The organism is Magnetospirillum fulvum, from assembly GCF_900108475.1.
Lineage (GTDB): Bacteria > Pseudomonadota > Alphaproteobacteria > Rhodospirillales > Magnetospirillaceae > Phaeospirillum > Phaeospirillum fulvum_A.
In genome coordinates this window covers 245,266-261,514 of record NZ_FNWO01000005.1, presented here as the reverse complement: position 1 = coordinate 261,514, position 16,249 = coordinate 245,266, and the positions used below count along the sequence as shown (strand labels likewise).

The window sequence follows — 16,249 nt, the reverse complement described above, 5'->3', positions numbered from 1 at the left end:
CCTCCGCCCGAACGGAGCGTCGGGGGTGACGGCGGCGGGAGGGATCGGCTATAACCCGGACGGTCCGCCGCGTCCTTGCGGCGTCACCGGGAGCCCGCCGATGACCGATGCCCTGTTGCCTGCCGTTCCGCTGCCCGAAGCCGAGCGCGACGGCGTTTATCGCGCCATTCTGACCCGGCGTGACACGCGGGGCGAGTTCCTCCCCGATCCGGTTGCCGACGAGGTGTTGAGCCGTCTGCTGATCGCCGCCCACCATGCCCCTTCGGTCGGCTATATGCAGCCGTGGAGCTTTGTCGTGGTGCGCGATGTCGCGGTGCGGACCAAGGTGCACGACGCCTTCGTCAAGGCCCACGCCGAAGCGGCGATGATGTTTTCCGAGGACAAGCGCGACATCTATCGCTCGCTGAAGCTGGAAGGCATTTTGGACTCCCCGGTCAATATCTGCGTCACCTGCGACCGTGATCGCGCCGGTCCGGTGGTGATCGGGCGGACCCATATCCCGACGATGGATCTGTTCAGCTCGGTCTGTGCCGTCGAGAATCTGTGGCTGGCGGCGCGCGCCGAAGGGCTGGGCGTCGGCTGGGTCAGCATCTTCGACAACGACACCGTCCGCGAGGCGCTGGGGATTCCCCCCAACATCCTGCCGATCGCCTATCTGTGCGTCGGCAAGGTGCGGGGCTATCATTCCACCCCCGAGCTTCAGGCCGCCGGGTGGCGCCCGCGCCTGCCGCTCGACGAACTGGTCCATTACGATCATTGGGGCGAAGCCCGTCCTGACAGTGCCCTGTCCGCGCTGTTGCGCGAGGATCAGCGCGCGGTGGCCGAGGGCCGCTTCATCGACGAGCGCTTGCCTTAGGGCGGCGCTCTCTCCATCTGATTTTTCGTCATAGCTATCTAGTCCGAGGTTCTTCGAGATGATTCCCCGCTACAGCCGCCCCGAGATGACCCGCATCTGGGAGCCCGCGAACCGCTTCCGCATCTGGTTCGAAATCGAGGCCCACGCCTGCGACGCCCTGGCCGAGATCGGGGTGATTCCGGCCGACGCCGCCCGCGCGGTGTGGGCGCGGGGCAATCTGCCCTACACGCCCGAGCGGATCGAGCGGATCGACGCGATCGAGCGCGAGACCAAGCACGACGTCATCGCCTTCCTGACCGAGCTGGCCGAGCATGTCGGGGCCGACTCCCGCTTCGTCCACCAGGGGATGACCTCGTCGGACGTGCTCGACACCTGTCTCGCGGTGCAGATGACCCAGGCCGCCGACCTGTTGCTGGCCGACATCGACCGGGTGCTGGCGGCGCTGGAAAAGCGCGCCTTCGAGTTCAAGGATCTGGCCTGCATGGGCCGCTCTCACGGCATCCATGCCGAGCCGGTGACGATCGGCCTTAAGTTCGCCAGCTTCCACGCCGCCTTCCAGCGCGCCCGCGTCCGGCTGCTGGCGGCGCGGGCCGACATCGCCACCTGCGCCATTTCCGGCGCGGTCGGCACCTTCGCCAACATCGACCCCCGCGTCGAGGTTCATGTCGCGGCGAAGCTGGGCCTGACGCCCGAGCCGGTCTCGACCCAGGTGATCCCGCGCGACCGTCACGCTCTGTTCTTCGCCACCCTGGGCGTCATCGCCGGGTCGGTCGAGCATCTCGCCACCGAAATCCGCCATCTTCAGCGCACCGAAGTGCGCGAGGCCGAGGAATATTTCTCGCCGGGTCAGAAGGGCAGCTCGGCGATGCCGCACAAGCGCAACCCGGTGCTGACCGAGAATCTGACCGGCCTGTCGCGGCTGGTGCGCGGGATGGTCACCCCGGCGTTGGAGAATGTCGCCCTGTGGCACGAGCGCGACATCTCGCATTCCTCGGTCGAGCGGATGATCGGTCCCGACGCCACGATCACCCTCGATTTCGCCCTCAACCGGCTGGCCGGAGTGGTCGAGACGCTGGTGATCTATCCCGACGCCGTCGCCCGCAATCTGAACCAACTGGGCGGGCTGGTGTTCTCGCAGCGGGTGCTGCTGGCGCTGACCCAGGCCGGGATGAGCCGCGAGGACAGCTATAAGGCGGTGCAGCGCAACGCGATGCGGGTGTGGCAGGAAGGGGCGAACTTCCTCGACCTGCTGAAGGCCGACGATCAGGTTACCGCCCTTCTGTCCGCTCCGGTATTGGACTCGCTGTTCGACCTCGGCTACCACACCAAGCATGTCGATACCATCTTCGGCCGGGTGTTCGGCCGGGCCTGACCGGTTCTCCCCCGACCGGATGCGGGCGGCCGCGATGCCCCGTCCGGTCGGGGGGCTGTTCTGAAATTGCCCTAGGAACCCCGCCAAGGCCGATGGTATCTCTATGGATCGGCCTGGGAACGATCCGGCCGGCGCGCAACTGAGGCTCCCGCCATCGGAGCCGGAGCAAAGAGGGCTGGATGAACGCCGGGGCGTTCGGAGGCAAACCACAGGAAGTCGTGACGCCGGAAAGCCTGCTCTTCGACGCCGCCGAACGTATCGGCCGGTTGCGCGAAGGGCGGATGGCCCTGCATCTGCACCTGTCCCGCCTGCTGCCCGCCAACCGCGAGGAAGGCCGGATCCGCATTGCCTTCCGTATGTTCGAATCGATGGTCAGCGTCTATCGCGGCCAGATCTTCCTGCTGTCCAATTCCGACATCATGCTGATCTGCAAGGACGCCCAACTGTCCGATCTCGATGCGATCGTCTACAAACTGCGCGCGCTGTTCTCGACCGATCCGTTGACCTATGCCGAAGCCGCCGACGGGGCCGACCGCTTCGTGTCGCTCTACGATCTCGAATGCGATTTCGACGCCTTCTTCGACTTGTGCGGCGAGATGCGGGACGCGGTCCGCAAGATCAAGGCCGATCCGGCCCCCCCGGCGAAGCGACTGCCGCTCGAAGCGACCACTCTGGTCCAGGTGCTCGACGGGATCGGCAGTACCGATATCGCCGGAGTGGTCCGTCGTCAGGCCTGCATCCGCATCCTCGATCACGATTCCGCCGAGGTCGAGTTCCAGGAATTCTATATGTCGATCGCCGACCTGCAAAAGGTACTGGCGCCCGATATCGACATTCTGTCGAACCGCTGGCTGTTCCAGCATTTATCGCAGGAACTGGACAAGCAGGTGCTGGCCGCGCTGGGCGAGTCCGGTCTGCGCGCCCCGCCCAAGGCGTTCTCGCTCAACCTCAATATGAGCACGATCGAGACCCCGGCCTTTCAGACCTTTGAGGCGCAGGTGCGCGGCCGCGCCGGGCTGGTGGTCGAGTTCCAACTCCTCGACATTTTCAATAATCTCGAAGGCTTTTTCCGCGCCCGCGACCGGCTGCGAGCGCATGGGCACAAATCGGTCCTGGACGGGATGACCTCGGTCGGCCTTCAATTCATGGATTGCGAACTGTTCGACACCGATTACGTCAAGCTGAGCTGGAGTTCGGACATGCAGGACGATATCCGCACCGCCGAAATCCAGCACGCTTTGGCCCCGGTCGGATTCGACCGGGTGATCCTGGCCCGTTGCGAGACCGAACTGGCGATCTCGTGGGGGCTGTCGCTCGGTATCCGGATGTTCCAGGGCCGCTTCCTCGATTCGATGGTCGCCGCCACCACGATGGCCGTCTGCGAGCAATCCGCCGCCTGCTCGCAAGCGCAATGCACCGCCCGCCACGGACTCCTCACCGGCCCGATGCGCAGCGAATGCGGCAATAACGACATGCTCGACCTGTTCCCGCCGCTGCGGGTCCTGCGGTAAGAGGAAGGGTCAAACCGATGCGATCCCCCCCGCCTCCCGCCTCTGCCGACGGGGCCCGTTCCGCCAGCCAGGAAACTCTGATGCTGGATTACGTGCGGCGGCTGGAGCGCCACCGCCAGGACCGCAAGGCGGTGCACATCCATCTCTCGGGTCTGTTGGCCCAGAACCGGCGCGACCACCATCTGCGGATCGCCACCACCACCTTCGATCCGCTGGTCAAGCTGATGCAGGCCCAGGTGTTCGTGCTGGCCAATGCCGATCTGATGGTGATCTACAAGGCCCAGGCCCAGGACGAGATCGAAGCTTCGGTGTCGAAGCTGCGCTTTTTGTTCTCGGACGATCCGCTGATCAGCGAGGAGCACCTGTCCCCCCAGGCGGTGTTCAACACTTGGTACAGCCTCGACCGCGAGTACGATCTGCTGCTGACCCTGGCCCAGAAGATGGTGCAGGCGGAATCGGCACGGCGCAGCGTCTCGGTCGAAGCGGCCGCCACCGAGCGCGCCCGGATGCAGAAATCGCACGGCACGCCGTTCACCCCGGAATTGTTGATCCGGGTCGAGGCGGCGCTGGGACAGGCCGACCTTGCCAATCTGCTGCGCCGTCAGGCGGTGTGCGCGATGGTCGGCAAAACGGCGCCGCAGCCGGTATTCCACGAATTGTTCGTCTCGATCGCCGATCTGCGCCAGACCCTGTTCCCCTCGGTCAATCTCAATTCCAGCCCCTGGCTGTTCCAGCAACTGACCGAGACGCTCGACCGCCGGGTTCTCAGCATGCTGAACAAGCATGACGACCGCACCCTCGAAGGCGATATCAGCATCAATCTCAACGTCTCGACGATCCTTGGGCCGGAATTCCTGGTGTTTGACGACAACATCAAGGCCGGGATGCGCGGCACCATCGTGCTTGAACTGCAAAAGGTCGATATCTTCGCCGATCTCGGCGCCTATCTGTTCGCCCGCGATTTCGCCCACGACCGCGGTTATCGCATCTGTGTCGATGGGTTGAGCTACGCCCAATTGTCTGTCGTCGATCGCGAACGGCTGGGGGCCGATCTGATCAAGCTGGTGTGGGATCCGGCTTTGACCGAGGAGAAGGACAACCGCACCGACGCGCTGCGCCGGATCGGGGTCACCCGCATCATTTTGTGCCGCTGCGATAATCCGGCCTCGGTCGAGTTCGGTCACTCGGTCGGCATCACGTTGTTCCAGGGCCACCATATCGAGTCCCTGCTCCAGGGCGACCCGCGCAAGCGGCTCCGCTCGCGGCCGCGGCCGTGAACGCGATCGAGGTTATAGACGTCACCAAATCGTTCGGTTCGGTGGTGGCAGTCGATAAGATCAGCTTTACCGTCGAACCCGGCACGGTCACCGCGCTGTTGGGCGGCAACGGCGCGGGCAAGACCACCACCTTGTCGATGCTGCTCGGTCTGCTGCTGCCGAGTTCGGGCGCGATCTCGCTGCTGGGCCAGGACATGATCCGCCACCGTTATCGGGTGCTGCCACGGGTCAATTTCTCCAGCCCCTATGTCGATCTGCCCCACCGGCTGACGGTGCGGGAGAACCTGACCGTCTATGGCCATCTTTACGGGGTGAAGGGGCTGAAGACGCGGATGGCTGATTTGTGCCGCGACCTCGATCTGGTCACCCTGCTCGACCGCCCGGTGGGGAAGCTGTCGGCCGGGCAGAAGACCCGGGTGTCGGTGGCGCGCGCGCTGCTCAACCAGCCCGAATTGCTGCTGCTGGACGAGCCGACCGCTTCGCTCGATCCCGACACCGCCGACTGGCTGCGCGGCTATTTCCAGGAATACCGCGGCCGCACCGGGGCGACCGTGCTGCTGGCCTCCCACAACATGACCGAGGTCGAACGGATGTGCGACCGGGTGCTGATCATGAAAAGCGGGCGGATCGTCGATCGCGGCACGCCTGCCGATCTGTTCGCCCGTTATGGCCGCGACACGATGGAGGAGGTGTTCCTCGACATCGCCCGCGACCGCCGCCGACCCGACGAACCCGAGCGGGGAGAGCCATGATTCTGTCGATCCGGCGCGTGGCCGGGCTGTGCCTGCGCCACCTTTACATCCTGCGCGGGTCGTGGCTGCGGATGCTCGAAATGGCCTATTGGCCGCTGATCAACGTCGTGATGTGGGGCTTTACCAGCCAGTTCCTGTCGCACAATTCGTCCTGGTTCGCCCAGGCCGGCGGCGTGCTGATCGCGGGCGCGCTGCTGTGGGACGTGATGTTCCGCGGCAATCTGGGGGTGGCGCTGTCCTTCCTCGAAGAGATGTGGTCGCGCAATCTCGGCTATCTTTCGGTCAGTCCGCTCCGCCCCGGCGAGATGGTGGCGACGATCCTGGTGATGAGCTTCATCCGCACCATGATCGGGGTGATGCCCGCCGTCCTGCTGGCGATTCCGCTCTACCATTTCTCGCTGTTCTCGCTCGGCTTGCCGTTGCTGGTGTTCTGGACCCTGCTGACGATGATGGGCTGGGCCACCGGTCTGGCGGTGTCGGCGATGGTGCTGCGCTTTGGGCTGGGGGCGGAAAGCCTCGCCTGGGTGATGATCTTCGCCATCGGCCCGCTGGCCGGGGTCTATTATCCGATCTCGGTCCTGCCCGACTGGTTGCAGGCCGTGGCCTGGGCGCTGCCGCCTGCCCATGTGTTCGAGGGAATGCGAGCGGTGATGACCGAGGGGGTGGTCCGCACCGATCTGATGCTGTCGGCGCTGGCGCTCGATCTGGTCTATCTCGCCCTGGGGATCGGGCTGTTCCTCTATGCCTGGCATACCGCGCGGGTGCGGGGCGCTCTGCTCAACGTCGGGGAATAGGGGGAGGGACGGCCTCCCCCCGCTCGCCGCATGAGGGCCGACACGGATATTACAGCCAGCGGTTGACCTTGGCCTTGTAGGCGAGATAGGCCTCGCCGAACTTGTCTTCGAGATAGCGTTCCTCGGCCAGGATCACCATCTTATGGAGGGTGACGGCCAGCGCGATCCCGAACAGGATCATCCAGAACGAATTCAGCAGCAGCGCCAGCCCGAAATAGATCGTCACCAGCGACAGATACAGCGGATTGCGGGTGAAACGGTACGGCCCCTCGCCGACCAGGGCGGTGGTGCCGTGGCGGGGATGGATCGGGGTTCCCTGACGGTTCATCGCCAGAATCGCGGTGGCGGCGACCGCTCCCGCCGCCAGCAGCAGCGAAATCCCCAGCCCGCGCGCCAGTACGCCGGGCAGAACGTGGAGCGACGAGCCCCAGGCGAACAGGAACCCAATGGCAAGGTAGAAAGAAAAGATGACCGGCGGAGTCACCTTGATATCAGCCCGATCCGGAATATCGTCCATAATGCCATCCTTTCGGTGCAAGATCGCGGGCGACGCAATCTCAGAGAAGACACAAAGCGGGGCCATCCCTCGCGCCCGTTACGGGGAACGCGGACGGAACCGGCAGCTTGGGATAGAATAAACCGGAATGGCGAGGAACGGGACATCCTCTTGGCATCGGCAAGAGGAGCTCGAACGCGAAGGATAAGGACATGGATCTCAATCCCCGTCTTGCCCCGGGGCGCCAACTGATCCAGGCCTATGGCGATGGCGGGTTCGTCATCGCCGGACAACGCTGGCTGGGTTCGGTTCTGGTGTTTCCCGAAACCACCCAGGCGTGGGGCTGCGCCGACATCGATTCGCTGGGGCTCGATTCGCTGGCCCCGATCATTGCCGCCGCGCCGATTCCCGAATTGCTGCTGGTGGGGTGTGGGTCGCTGTTGCGGCCGCTGCCGCCGACCTTGCGGGCGACCCTGGCCGCCGCCGGGATCCGGGTTGAAACGATGGATACCGGTGCGGCCTGTCGGACCTTTAACGTGCTGCTGACCGAGGAGCGCCGCGTCGCGGCGGCGCTCCTCGCCGTCTAGAGTTGCTTTAGATGAAATAGGCCTTCAGCGGGTCGAAGCCGTTGAAATTGACCGCCGAGTACGAGGTGGTGTAGGCCCCGGTCGAGAGGATGCGGACCTTGTCGCCGACCTTGAGGCTGACCGGCATTTCGTAGTTCGACTTTTCATAGAGGATGTCGGCGGAATCGCAGGTCGGACCGGCCAGCACGACCGGGGCGGTATCGTCGCCGTCGCGGCTGGTCTGGATACGGTACTTGATCGCCTCGTCCATCGTCTCGGCCAGACCGCCGAACTTGCCGACGTCGAGATAGACCCAGCGGGTGTCGTCGTCATAGCCCTTGCGGCTGATCAGCACGACTTCGGTTTCGAGGATACCGGCATCGCCGACCAGCGAGCGGCCCGGCTCGATGATCATCGCCGGGATGTTGTTGCCGAAATGGTTGGTCATCGCGCTCATCACCGCGTCGGCATAGCGCTCGACCGCCGGGATGTCGCTGCGATAGCGGGCGGGGAAGCCGCCGCCGAGATTGACCATCCGCAGGTCGATTCCAGCCGAATCCAGCGCGGTGAACAGCATCGCCGCCTTGCCGACCGCGATGTCCCACTGGTTGAGGTCGGTCTGCTGGCTGCCGACATGGAACGACACGCCATAGGGGTCGAGGCCGAGATCGCGGGCGCGCACCAACAGGTCGCGGGCCATGTCGATTTCGCAGCCGAACTTGCGCGACAGCGGCCATTCCGCGCCGTCGCAGGTCATCAGGATGCGGCAGAACACCCGAGCGCCGGGGGCGGATTCGGCCAGCTTCTCCAACTCGGCCTCGCAATCGAAGGCATAGAGGCGGACACCCTTTTCGTAGGCGTAGGCGATGTCGCGCTGCTTCTTGATGGTGTTGCCGAACGAGATGTTCTCGGCGAAGACGCCGTTGGCGAGGCACAGATCAATCTCGCCGCGCGAGGCGACGTCGAAATTCGATCCCAGCGCGGCCAGCATCCGCACGATCTCGGGAGCCGGGTTGGCCTTGACAGCGTAATAGACGTCCGCGAGCGGGAGCCAGCGGCGCAGCCCCAGGTAATTGTCTCGGACAACATCGAGATCAACCACGACGCAGGGAGTGACGGGGCGAACTTCTTCGAGGAAGCGGGTGATCTTGGCGGTCATGGCAAAGCTCCAAACGGACCCATCGGGTCCTTGAACAGGACAGATGGCGACGAAACCCCATCCTCCGCCACGCAGGCAGAGTCGGAGACGACGGTTTGACGGCACGGAAAAAGGGGTGCCGTCAGTCCCGCTTGGACGTACTTCGGACATCAACCCAGAGCAGAGCCCAGGCCTGCCGAGGCTTGAATTCCTGTGATTTGGGAATAGTGGTCACGGACGACGCCAAAGCGTGCCGGGCAATCGCGATCATAAGATTTCCTCCAAGCACCCGGGGGTTTAGCCCGCTTGCACCCAGAAGACGCCTTTGACGTCGTTGCCTGGCCATACCGCAGCCAGAGGCACGTGCGCTGTACGTCTCACCTGAAGCCGCTATATACGCTGTTTTTGCCCCAGGAAAAGACTAAAAAATACCGCTGCGTCAAAATTTCACAAAAGTCGGCGGGGAAGGGTTTGTTTTCAATGGCTTGGCTCAAGCCCCCCGAATCACGCCACCCCATCAATGGTGGGGGCGGGGCGGGACAACCGCCCATTCCTGGGGGGTTGTCCCGCCGATCGCCGATCAGGGCAGCAGCGGCGGCATCAGGGCGGCCAAGGCGCGGGCCTCACCCGCCCGCTTGCCGCACAGCGCAAAGCCGAGTGGACCGCCGTCGGGGGCAACGAACAGTGCCTTCAGGTCGCCGCCCTCGCCCTCGACCCGCCAATGCCCTTCGGCGCCGGGGGGCGGCGGGCAGACCGTCGTCGGCAGGGCCGGGGTCTTGACCACGATCGGCAGTGCGGGCAGGACCAGGGGCGTTTCGGTCCCGGTCAGGGTCGCGGCCAGGGCCTTGGCCTCGGCCAGCAGCGGGGCGATATAGGGCAGGGGACCGGACGCGGTCTCGACGCAATCGCCCAAGGCGAAGATCGCCGGGTCCGACGAGCGCAGCAGACGATCGACGACGATCCCCCGCGCCACCGCCAATCCCGCCGCTGCCGCCATCGCGGTGCGCGGCACCAGCCCGATCGCGGTCAGCGCCCGGTCGAACCGGATCTGGCTGCCATCGTCGAGCGTCGCCAGACCGGGGGCGAAGGCGGTGACCGAGCGGCCGAGATGGAGGGTGGCTCCGGCCCCGCCGAGCGCCGTACTCATCGCCGTGCCCAATTCTTCCGGCAGCAAGCGCCCCAGCGGCCAGGGGGCGGGATCGACCAGGGTGACGCCATGACCGCCGGTGAGCAGGTCGTTGGCGAACTCGCAGCCGATCAGCCCGGCCCCGATCAGCAGAACCCGGCTGGCCGGGGCCAGCGCTTCGCGCCAGACGATGTAATCGTCGAGATCGTTGACGGTGAACAGACCGGCGGCAGCGCTGCCCTCGACCCGATAGGGACGGGGATCGGCCCCGATCGCCAGCACCAGTCGTCCATAGCCGATTTCGGTGCCGGTCCCGTCGGGACGGCGCAGGGCCAGGCGCTGGCGGTCACGATGGATCGCTTCGACCTGATGGCGGGTCATCACCCGGATCGACAGGTCCGAGGCAATCAGGGCGGCGGTTTTCTGGACCAGATCGGCCGGGCTCTTGCCCTGGGCAAAGGCAGCCGACAGCATTGGCTTGCTGTAGGATTCGCCGCCATCGGCGGTGATCAGGGTGATCGGAACCGCGTCGTCACGCCGCCGCACCTCGCGGGCGAGGGTATAGCCCCCCAACCCGCTGCCGACGATCACGATTCCGTCCGGAGGGGAGGAGGGCTCGGCCATCGCCTCAATCCTCCAATTCAGAGAAATCGGCCTTGGTCACCCCGCATTCGGGGCAAATCCAGTCGTCGGGCAAAGAGTCGAACGGCGTGCCGGGGGGGATGTCTTCGTCGGGCAAACCAAGCGCCGGGTCGTAAACAAAACCGCAGACGGAACAGATATATCGCTTCATCCCGCACTCTCCTCCCCTGGCGCCATCGTAGCGACGGCGCGGTTTCCCTTGATTGAAAGTCGGTGTTCCCCCCTGTTTCTTCAAGATACAGGATGCAACCGGGCGTGGCGATGGCGATCAATTTCGGGGCCGGAAACGAAACAAGCCCGCGTCCAAGGGACGCGGGCTTGTCCGGCAAAGACAGCCGATCGCGGCGAAGGATCAGTCCAGCGCCTTGACCACCTGCTCGGTGACCTTCTTGGCGTCGCCGAACAGCATCATCGTGTTGGGACGGAAGAACAGGTCGTTATCGACACCGGCATAGCCCGACGCCATCGAGCGCTTGATGAACAGCACCGTCTTGGCCTTCTCGACGTCGAGGATCGGCATCCCGAAAATCGGGCTTTTCGGATCTGTCTTCGCCGCCGGATTGGTGACGTCGTTGGCCCCGATCACGAAGGCGACGTCGGCGGTGCCGAATTCGTGGTTGATCTCTTCCAGCTCGAACACTTCGTCATAGGGGACGTTGGCTTCGGCGAGCAGGACGTTCATATGGCCGGGCATGCGGCCCGCCACCGGATGGATCGCGTAGCGGACGTCGACGCCTTCCTTTTTCAGCAGGTCGGCCATTTCGCGCAAAGCGTGCTGGGCCTGCGCCACCGCCATCCCGTAGCCGGGGACGATGATGACCTTCGAGGCGTTCTTCATGATGAAAGCGGCATCGTCGGCCGAGCCGGACTTGACCGCGCGGTCGGCACCGCCGCCGCCCGCCGCCGCCCCGCCCGGACCCGCCACCTCGCCGCCAAAGCCGCCCAGAATGACGTTGATGATCGAGCGGTTCATCCCCTTGCACATGATGTAGGAGAGGATCGCGCCGCTGGAACCGACCAACGCGCCGGTGACGATCAGCAGCGGGTTGCCCAGCGTGAAGCCGATACCGGCCGCCGCCCAGCCCGAATAGGAATTGAGCATCGAGACGACCACCGGCATATCGGCGCCGCCGATCGGCAGGATCAGCAGGAAGCCCAGCGCCAGCGCCACCACGGTGATCGCGACGAACAGGGTGATCGAGCCGCCCGAGAAGGCGAACAGCACCACCAGCGCCAGCAGCAGGATGCCGAGCCCGGCATTCAGCGGATGTTGGCCCTTGAACACCAGCGGCCGACCGCTGACCAGACCCTGAAGCTTGGCGAAGGCGACCAGCGAGCCGGTGAAGGTGACGGCACCGATCGCGGTGCCGAGGCTCATCTCGATCAGCGAGGCGGCCTTGATCCCGCCGCTCTCGGCCAGGATCGAGAAGGCGGCCGGGGCCGACAGCGCCGCGCCAGCGACGAACACCGCGGCCAGACCGACCAGGGAGTGGAACGCCGCCACCAATTGGGGCAGGGCGGTCATCTCGATCTTCTTGGCGACGATGGTGCCGATGCCGCCGCCGATCAGGATGCCGAGCGGCACCAGAACCCAGGCGAAATCGGGGGTGATGATGGTGGTGACGATGGCGATGGCCATACCGGCCATGCCCCACCGATTGCCGTTCTGCGACGTTTCGGGGCTGGACAGCCCGCGCAGCGCCATGATGAAGCAGACTGCGGCGACGAGATAGGCGAATTGAGTAAGATTGCTTGCCACGATCGCGTCCTCCCTATTTCTGCTTCTTCTTGAACATGCCGAGCATGCGTTGCGTGACCAGGAACCCGCCGAAGATGTTGACGGAGGCCAGGATCACGGCGAGGAAGCCCAACAGGCGCGACGCGGGCGTGTCGGTCGCGGTGGCGACCAGCGCGCCGACGATGATCACCGACGACACGGCATTGGTCACCGCCATCAGCGGCGAGTGCAGTGCCGGGGTGACCCGCCAGACCACGTAATAGCCGACGAAGCAGGCCAGAACGAACACGGTCAGCAGCGAGACGAAGCCGATGCCGTGCTCGCTTAAGGCCTGAAGATGCGCCGACTGGGCCAGGACTTCGTTGGCCTTCAGCGAGAGCGCTTCGGAGTCCTGGGCGAGCTTGGCGGCGGCACGGACGATTTCTGCGGTATCCATGGCTGCTTGCCTCCTTAGCCGGCCAACGCGGGATGGACGACGCGTCCGTCGCGGGTCACGCAGGTGCCCGTCAGGATCTCGTCGTCCCAGTTGAATTTCAGCGTGCTGCTGTCCTTCTCGACCAGCGGGGTCAGGAAGTTCAGCAGGTTGCGGGAATAGAGCGCCGAGGCATCGACCGCGATCCGGGCCGGGATATTGCCGTGGCCGACCAGGGTGACGCCGTGCTTGACCACCACCTTGTCGAACTCGGACAGCGGGCAATTGCCCCCGGCCTCGACCGCCATATCGACGATCACCGAGCCTTCGCGCATGTCCTTGACCATCTCTTCGGTGATCAGCACCGGAGCGGGCTTGCCCGGGATCAGGGCGGTGGAAATCGCGATGTCGGTCTTTTTCAGCACCTCGGCGATCTTCGCCGCCTGCTTTTTCTTATACTCGTCGTCCATTTCCTTGGCATAGCCGCCCTTGGTCTCGGCGTTCTTGCCCGCGTCGGGATCGACTTCGACGAACTTGCCGCCCAGGCTCTCGACCTGTTCCTTGACCGCGGGGCGGACGTCGAAGGCATAGACCACGCCGCCCAGCCGCTTGGCGGTGGCGATGGCCTGAAGCCCGGCGACACCGGCGCCCAGGATCAGGAAGCGGGCCGGGGCGACGGTTCCGGCGGCGGTCATCATCATCGGGATGGCGCGGCCGAAATGCTCGGTGGCGTCCAGCACCGCCTTGTAGCCGGCCAGGCTGGCCTGCGACGACAAGATGTCCATGCTTTGGGCGCGGGTGATGCGCGGCAGCAATTCCATCGCAAAGGCGGTGATCTTGCGCGCGGCCAAGGCCTTGACCAGATCGCGGTTGGCCAGCGCGGCCAGACCGGCGATCAGCACCGCGCCTTCGGGAATCAGGGCGACTTCGTCGTCTTCGGGGCGTTGCACCTTCAAGACGATGTCGGCCCCGGCCAGGGCGGCGGCCTCATCGGCGGCGATGGTGGCCCCGGCGTCGCGGAAATGGTCGTCAAGGATCGAGGCCCCGGCACCGGCGCCGGTCTCGACCACCACGTCGAATCCCATCCCCTTGAACTTCTTGACCGTATCGGGAGACGCTGCGACCCGCGCTTCTCCAGCGCGCCGCTCTTTCGGTATGGCGATCTTCATGTAAACCTCATCCCTAGGTGCTGCGGGCGTTTCCCCCGCTTTACGCAGCAGACAATGCCTTTCCGGGAAGGCTTTGCCAAGCGGGTTCGCGTATGTGGTTTTCTGCGAGGGGGCGGCTCAACCCCGATCTCTCCGCGAGCTTGTGCCCGCTTTGGGCAGCAATTAGGATACTATTCATTCGGCAATGACGAGCTAGGGGTAATCCGATGGGGTTCTCAAGCGTTTTTACCCGTATGCGGATTACCGCTCGTCTGTGGCTTTTGGTGTTTCTCCCTCTTTGCGGATTAGCGCTTGTCTTCGTCGCCGACACCGTCAAAACCCGCTCCGACATGATCGAAGCGCGCGAAACCAGCCTGCGCCGGGTGGTCGAGACCGCGACCGGCGTGCTGACCCACTATGCCGCCGAGGCGAGCCAGGGCCGTATGACCGAGGCCGAGGCCAAGGCCCGGGTGATCGCCGTGCTGAAGGCGATGCGCTATGACGGCACCGAATATCTGTGGATCAACGATATGGGCAAGCCGTTGCCGCGGATGGTGATGCACCCGGTCTCTCCCGCACTCGACGGCACCACCCTTCAGGGGGCGAAGTTCGACAAGGCCACCTGGCTGCGTCCCGATGGCGTCGGCGGCGTGCGTGAGGCTTTGGACCATGTCAATCTGTTCGCCGCCTTTGTGATGGTGGCCGAACGCGGCGGCCAGGGCTATGTCGGCTATGAATGGCCCAAGCCGAAGCCGGGCGGTGGGGCCACCGCCGAAAATTATGCCAAAACCTCCTATCTGAAGGCCTTCGCGCCGTGGGGCTGGATCGTCGGCTCGGGCGCCTATGTCGATGATATCGAGGCCGAGTTCCGGGCCGCCTTGTTCCAGCGCGGGCTGGTGCTGGCTGGGGTACTGCTGGTGTTCGGCGGCTTTGGCATCGCCATCATCCGCACGGTTTCCTCGGGCTTCACCGCCCTGCGCCACGACATCGACGTCGTTCATGACAGCGTGAACGGCAGCGCTCTGCTGCTGTCGCCCGATCGCGGCGACGAATTCGGCCCGGTCGCAGGTGTTCTGGGCGAAATCGCCGAGAACCGCCGCAAGCTGATCGAGATGGAGGCCGACCGCGCCGTCGCCCTGCGGCAAGCCGAGATCGAGCGCCACCAGACTCAGCGCACCGTGCTGCGCTCGCTGGTGCAGGCGGCGGGCCTCGGCAACGAGGCGATGATGACGCTGGCGCGGATGAAGCACGAAATCGACCTGTCGACCCGCGAGGTCGATCGGATGGCCAACTCAATCGAACAGATGCGCGATTCGATCGCGGCGATCTCGACCGACAGCGCCGGGGCGGCCCAAGGCGCGGGCAGCGCGGGCGAGGCGGCCAGCGGCGGATTGGGGGCCAGCCGCGAGGCGGCCTCGGCGTTCGGCCGGATCGTCGCCGCCGTCGGCGGGGCGGGGGCCAAGGTCGAAGGGCTGGTCGAGGCGTCCAATCAGATCGGCCAGATCGTCACCGCGATCGAGGCGGTGGCCGGTCAGACCAACCTGTTGGCGCTGAACGCCACCATCGAGGCGGCGCGAGCGGGCGAGGCGGGCAAGGGCTTTGCCGTCGTCGCCAACGAGGTCAAGAACCTCGCCAACCAGACCGCCAAGGCCACCGTCGATATCCGCTCGCGGATCGAGGCGCTGCAAACCGAGATGTCGATGATCGTGGGCGCAATTGACGAAAGCACCCAGGCGGTCGATCAGGGCCGCACCCTGGTCGATGCCCTGGGGGAGCGGTTGCATCTGATCGCCACCGAAGTCGAGACGGTTCGATCCAGCATGATGGCGATCTCCGACGTCCTCGACGGTCAGTCGCGCACCGCGACCCATCTTGCCGACGGCACCGCCAATATCGTCACCCTGGCCCGCACCAACGACCAGCGGCTGGCTCAGGTGCTCGATTCAATGGGGCGGATGAGCCGCCATCTCGATTCGCAGGTCGATTCCTATGCCGGGATCGGCTCGGCCTCGCTGCTGGTCGAGATTGCCAAGAACGACCACCTCGCCTTCAAACGCTCGGTGCTCGACGGCGTGCTGGGGCGGTCCCAATTGCGGGTCGGGGACATCGCCGATCATCACGGGTGTCGCCTGGGCAAATGGTACGATGGCGTTTCCGACGTCGCGCTGCGCGGTTCCCCCGCTTATATCGCGCTCGTCGAGCCCCACGCCCAGGTCCACGCCGCCGCCAAGGCCGCGCTGGCTTTCGTCGCCGAGGGTCGGTTCGACGATGCCCTTAGCGAGGTCGAGAAGATGGATGCCGCCTCCGAGGCGGTGGTGTCCCGGCTAAACACTCTGGCCGATGCCCTCTCCGCCGCCGAGGAGGCCAAGTTGCACTGATCCGTCTCCCGTGAAAAAGTCCCTCGCTGTCGCTCGGTGTACT

At 65.1% G+C, this 16,249-nt stretch carries 15 protein-coding genes; 8 read left to right on the top strand and 7 right to left on the bottom strand.

Annotation, left to right across the window (positions count from 1 at the left end; genetic code table 11):
* Nucleotides 1–100: 100 nt before the first annotated feature.
* The 6 genes from bluB (at nt 101) to BLW40_RS08070 (ending at nt 6,562) form a co-directional block, all read left to right on the top strand.
* A complete protein-coding gene (bluB, locus tag BLW40_RS08095) occupies nt 101–856 on the top strand; it encodes a 5,6-dimethylbenzimidazole synthase (protein ID WP_074767362.1) in 756 nt (251 codons plus the stop codon).
* Nucleotides 857–914: 58 nt separating this feature from the next.
* Nucleotides 915–2,228 (top strand): adenylosuccinate lyase, encoded by a 1,314-nt coding sequence (gene purB / locus BLW40_RS08090; protein ID WP_074767360.1) that lies wholly within the window; start codon nt 915–917, stop codon nt 2,226–2,228.
* 179 nt (nt 2,229–2,407) lie between these two features.
* A complete protein-coding gene (locus BLW40_RS08085) occupies nt 2,408–3,739 on the top strand; it encodes an EAL domain-containing protein (RefSeq protein ID WP_074767357.1) in 1,332 nt (443 codons plus the stop codon).
* 17 nt (nt 3,740–3,756) lie between these two features.
* On the top strand, nt 3,757–5,016 hold the full coding sequence (locus tag BLW40_RS08080; protein ID WP_074767354.1) for a hypothetical protein: 1,260 nt from the start codon (nt 3,757–3,759) through the stop codon (nt 5,014–5,016).
* Complete coding sequence (locus tag BLW40_RS08075; RefSeq protein ID WP_074767351.1) at nt 5,013–5,768, top strand: ABC transporter ATP-binding protein; 756 nt, start codon at nt 5,013–5,015, stop codon at nt 5,766–5,768. Before BLW40_RS08080 ends, BLW40_RS08075 begins: the two co-directional genes overlap by 4 nt.
* The gene (locus tag BLW40_RS08070) at nt 5,765–6,562 is read left to right on the top strand and encodes an ABC transporter permease (RefSeq protein WP_074767348.1); all 798 of its coding nucleotides are present in this window, start codon (nt 5,765–5,767) and stop codon (nt 6,560–6,562) included. The genes BLW40_RS08075 and BLW40_RS08070 overlap by 4 nt, the downstream gene beginning before the upstream one ends.
* A 49-nt stretch (nt 6,563–6,611) precedes the next feature.
* Here the strand turns inward: BLW40_RS08070 and BLW40_RS08065 are convergent, their stop codons facing one another.
* Nucleotides 6,612–7,079 (bottom strand): methyltransferase family protein, encoded by a 468-nt coding sequence (locus tag BLW40_RS08065; RefSeq protein WP_074767345.1) that lies wholly within the window; start codon nt 7,077–7,079, stop codon nt 6,612–6,614.
* 191 nt (nt 7,080–7,270) lie between these two features.
* Between BLW40_RS08065 and BLW40_RS08060 the strand changes: the two genes are divergently transcribed.
* Entirely contained in the window at nt 7,271–7,645 is a 375-nt protein-coding gene (locus tag BLW40_RS08060; RefSeq protein ID WP_074767343.1) for an Mth938-like domain-containing protein, read from the top strand.
* Nucleotides 7,646–7,652: 7 nt separating this feature from the next.
* Here the strand turns inward: BLW40_RS08060 and BLW40_RS08055 are convergent, their stop codons facing one another.
* The 6 genes from BLW40_RS08055 to BLW40_RS08030 all read right to left on the bottom strand — a co-directional run bounded on the left by BLW40_RS08055 (nt 7,653) and on the right by BLW40_RS08030 (nt 13,849).
* Entirely contained in the window at nt 7,653–8,783 is a 1,131-nt protein-coding gene (locus BLW40_RS08055) for a type III PLP-dependent enzyme (protein WP_074767340.1), read from the bottom strand.
* Between the two features lie 559 nt (nt 8,784–9,342).
* A complete protein-coding gene (locus BLW40_RS08050) occupies nt 9,343–10,512 on the bottom strand; it encodes an NAD(P)/FAD-dependent oxidoreductase (RefSeq protein WP_074767337.1) in 1,170 nt (389 codons plus the stop codon).
* Between the two features lie 4 nt (nt 10,513–10,516).
* Nucleotides 10,517–10,681 carry a rubredoxin gene (rd, locus tag BLW40_RS08045; RefSeq protein WP_074767332.1) on the bottom strand — a complete coding sequence of 55 codons (165 nt, stop codon included), beginning with the start codon at nt 10,679–10,681 and terminating at the stop codon, nt 10,517–10,519.
* A gap of 201 nt (nt 10,682–10,882) precedes the next feature.
* Nucleotides 10,883–12,235 carry an NAD(P)(+) transhydrogenase (Re/Si-specific) subunit beta gene (locus tag BLW40_RS08040; protein WP_425283705.1) on the bottom strand — a complete coding sequence of 451 codons (1,353 nt, stop codon included), beginning with the start codon at nt 12,233–12,235 and terminating at the stop codon, nt 10,883–10,885.
* 67 nt (nt 12,236–12,302) lie between these two features.
* Entirely contained in the window at nt 12,303–12,704 is a 402-nt protein-coding gene (locus BLW40_RS08035) for a proton-translocating transhydrogenase family protein (protein ID WP_074767326.1), read from the bottom strand.
* A 14-nt stretch (nt 12,705–12,718) separates the two neighbouring features.
* Nucleotides 12,719–13,849, bottom strand: coding sequence for a Re/Si-specific NAD(P)(+) transhydrogenase subunit alpha (locus BLW40_RS08030; RefSeq protein ID WP_074767324.1), 1,131 nt, complete (start codon nt 13,847–13,849; stop codon nt 12,719–12,721).
* A 329-nt stretch (nt 13,850–14,178) separates the two neighbouring features.
* On the opposite strand from BLW40_RS08030, the gene BLW40_RS08025 reads away from it, so the two are divergent.
* A complete protein-coding gene (locus BLW40_RS08025) occupies nt 14,179–16,206 on the top strand; it encodes a methyl-accepting chemotaxis protein (protein ID WP_244511099.1) in 2,028 nt (675 codons plus the stop codon).
* Nucleotides 16,207–16,249 lie beyond the last annotated feature (43 nt).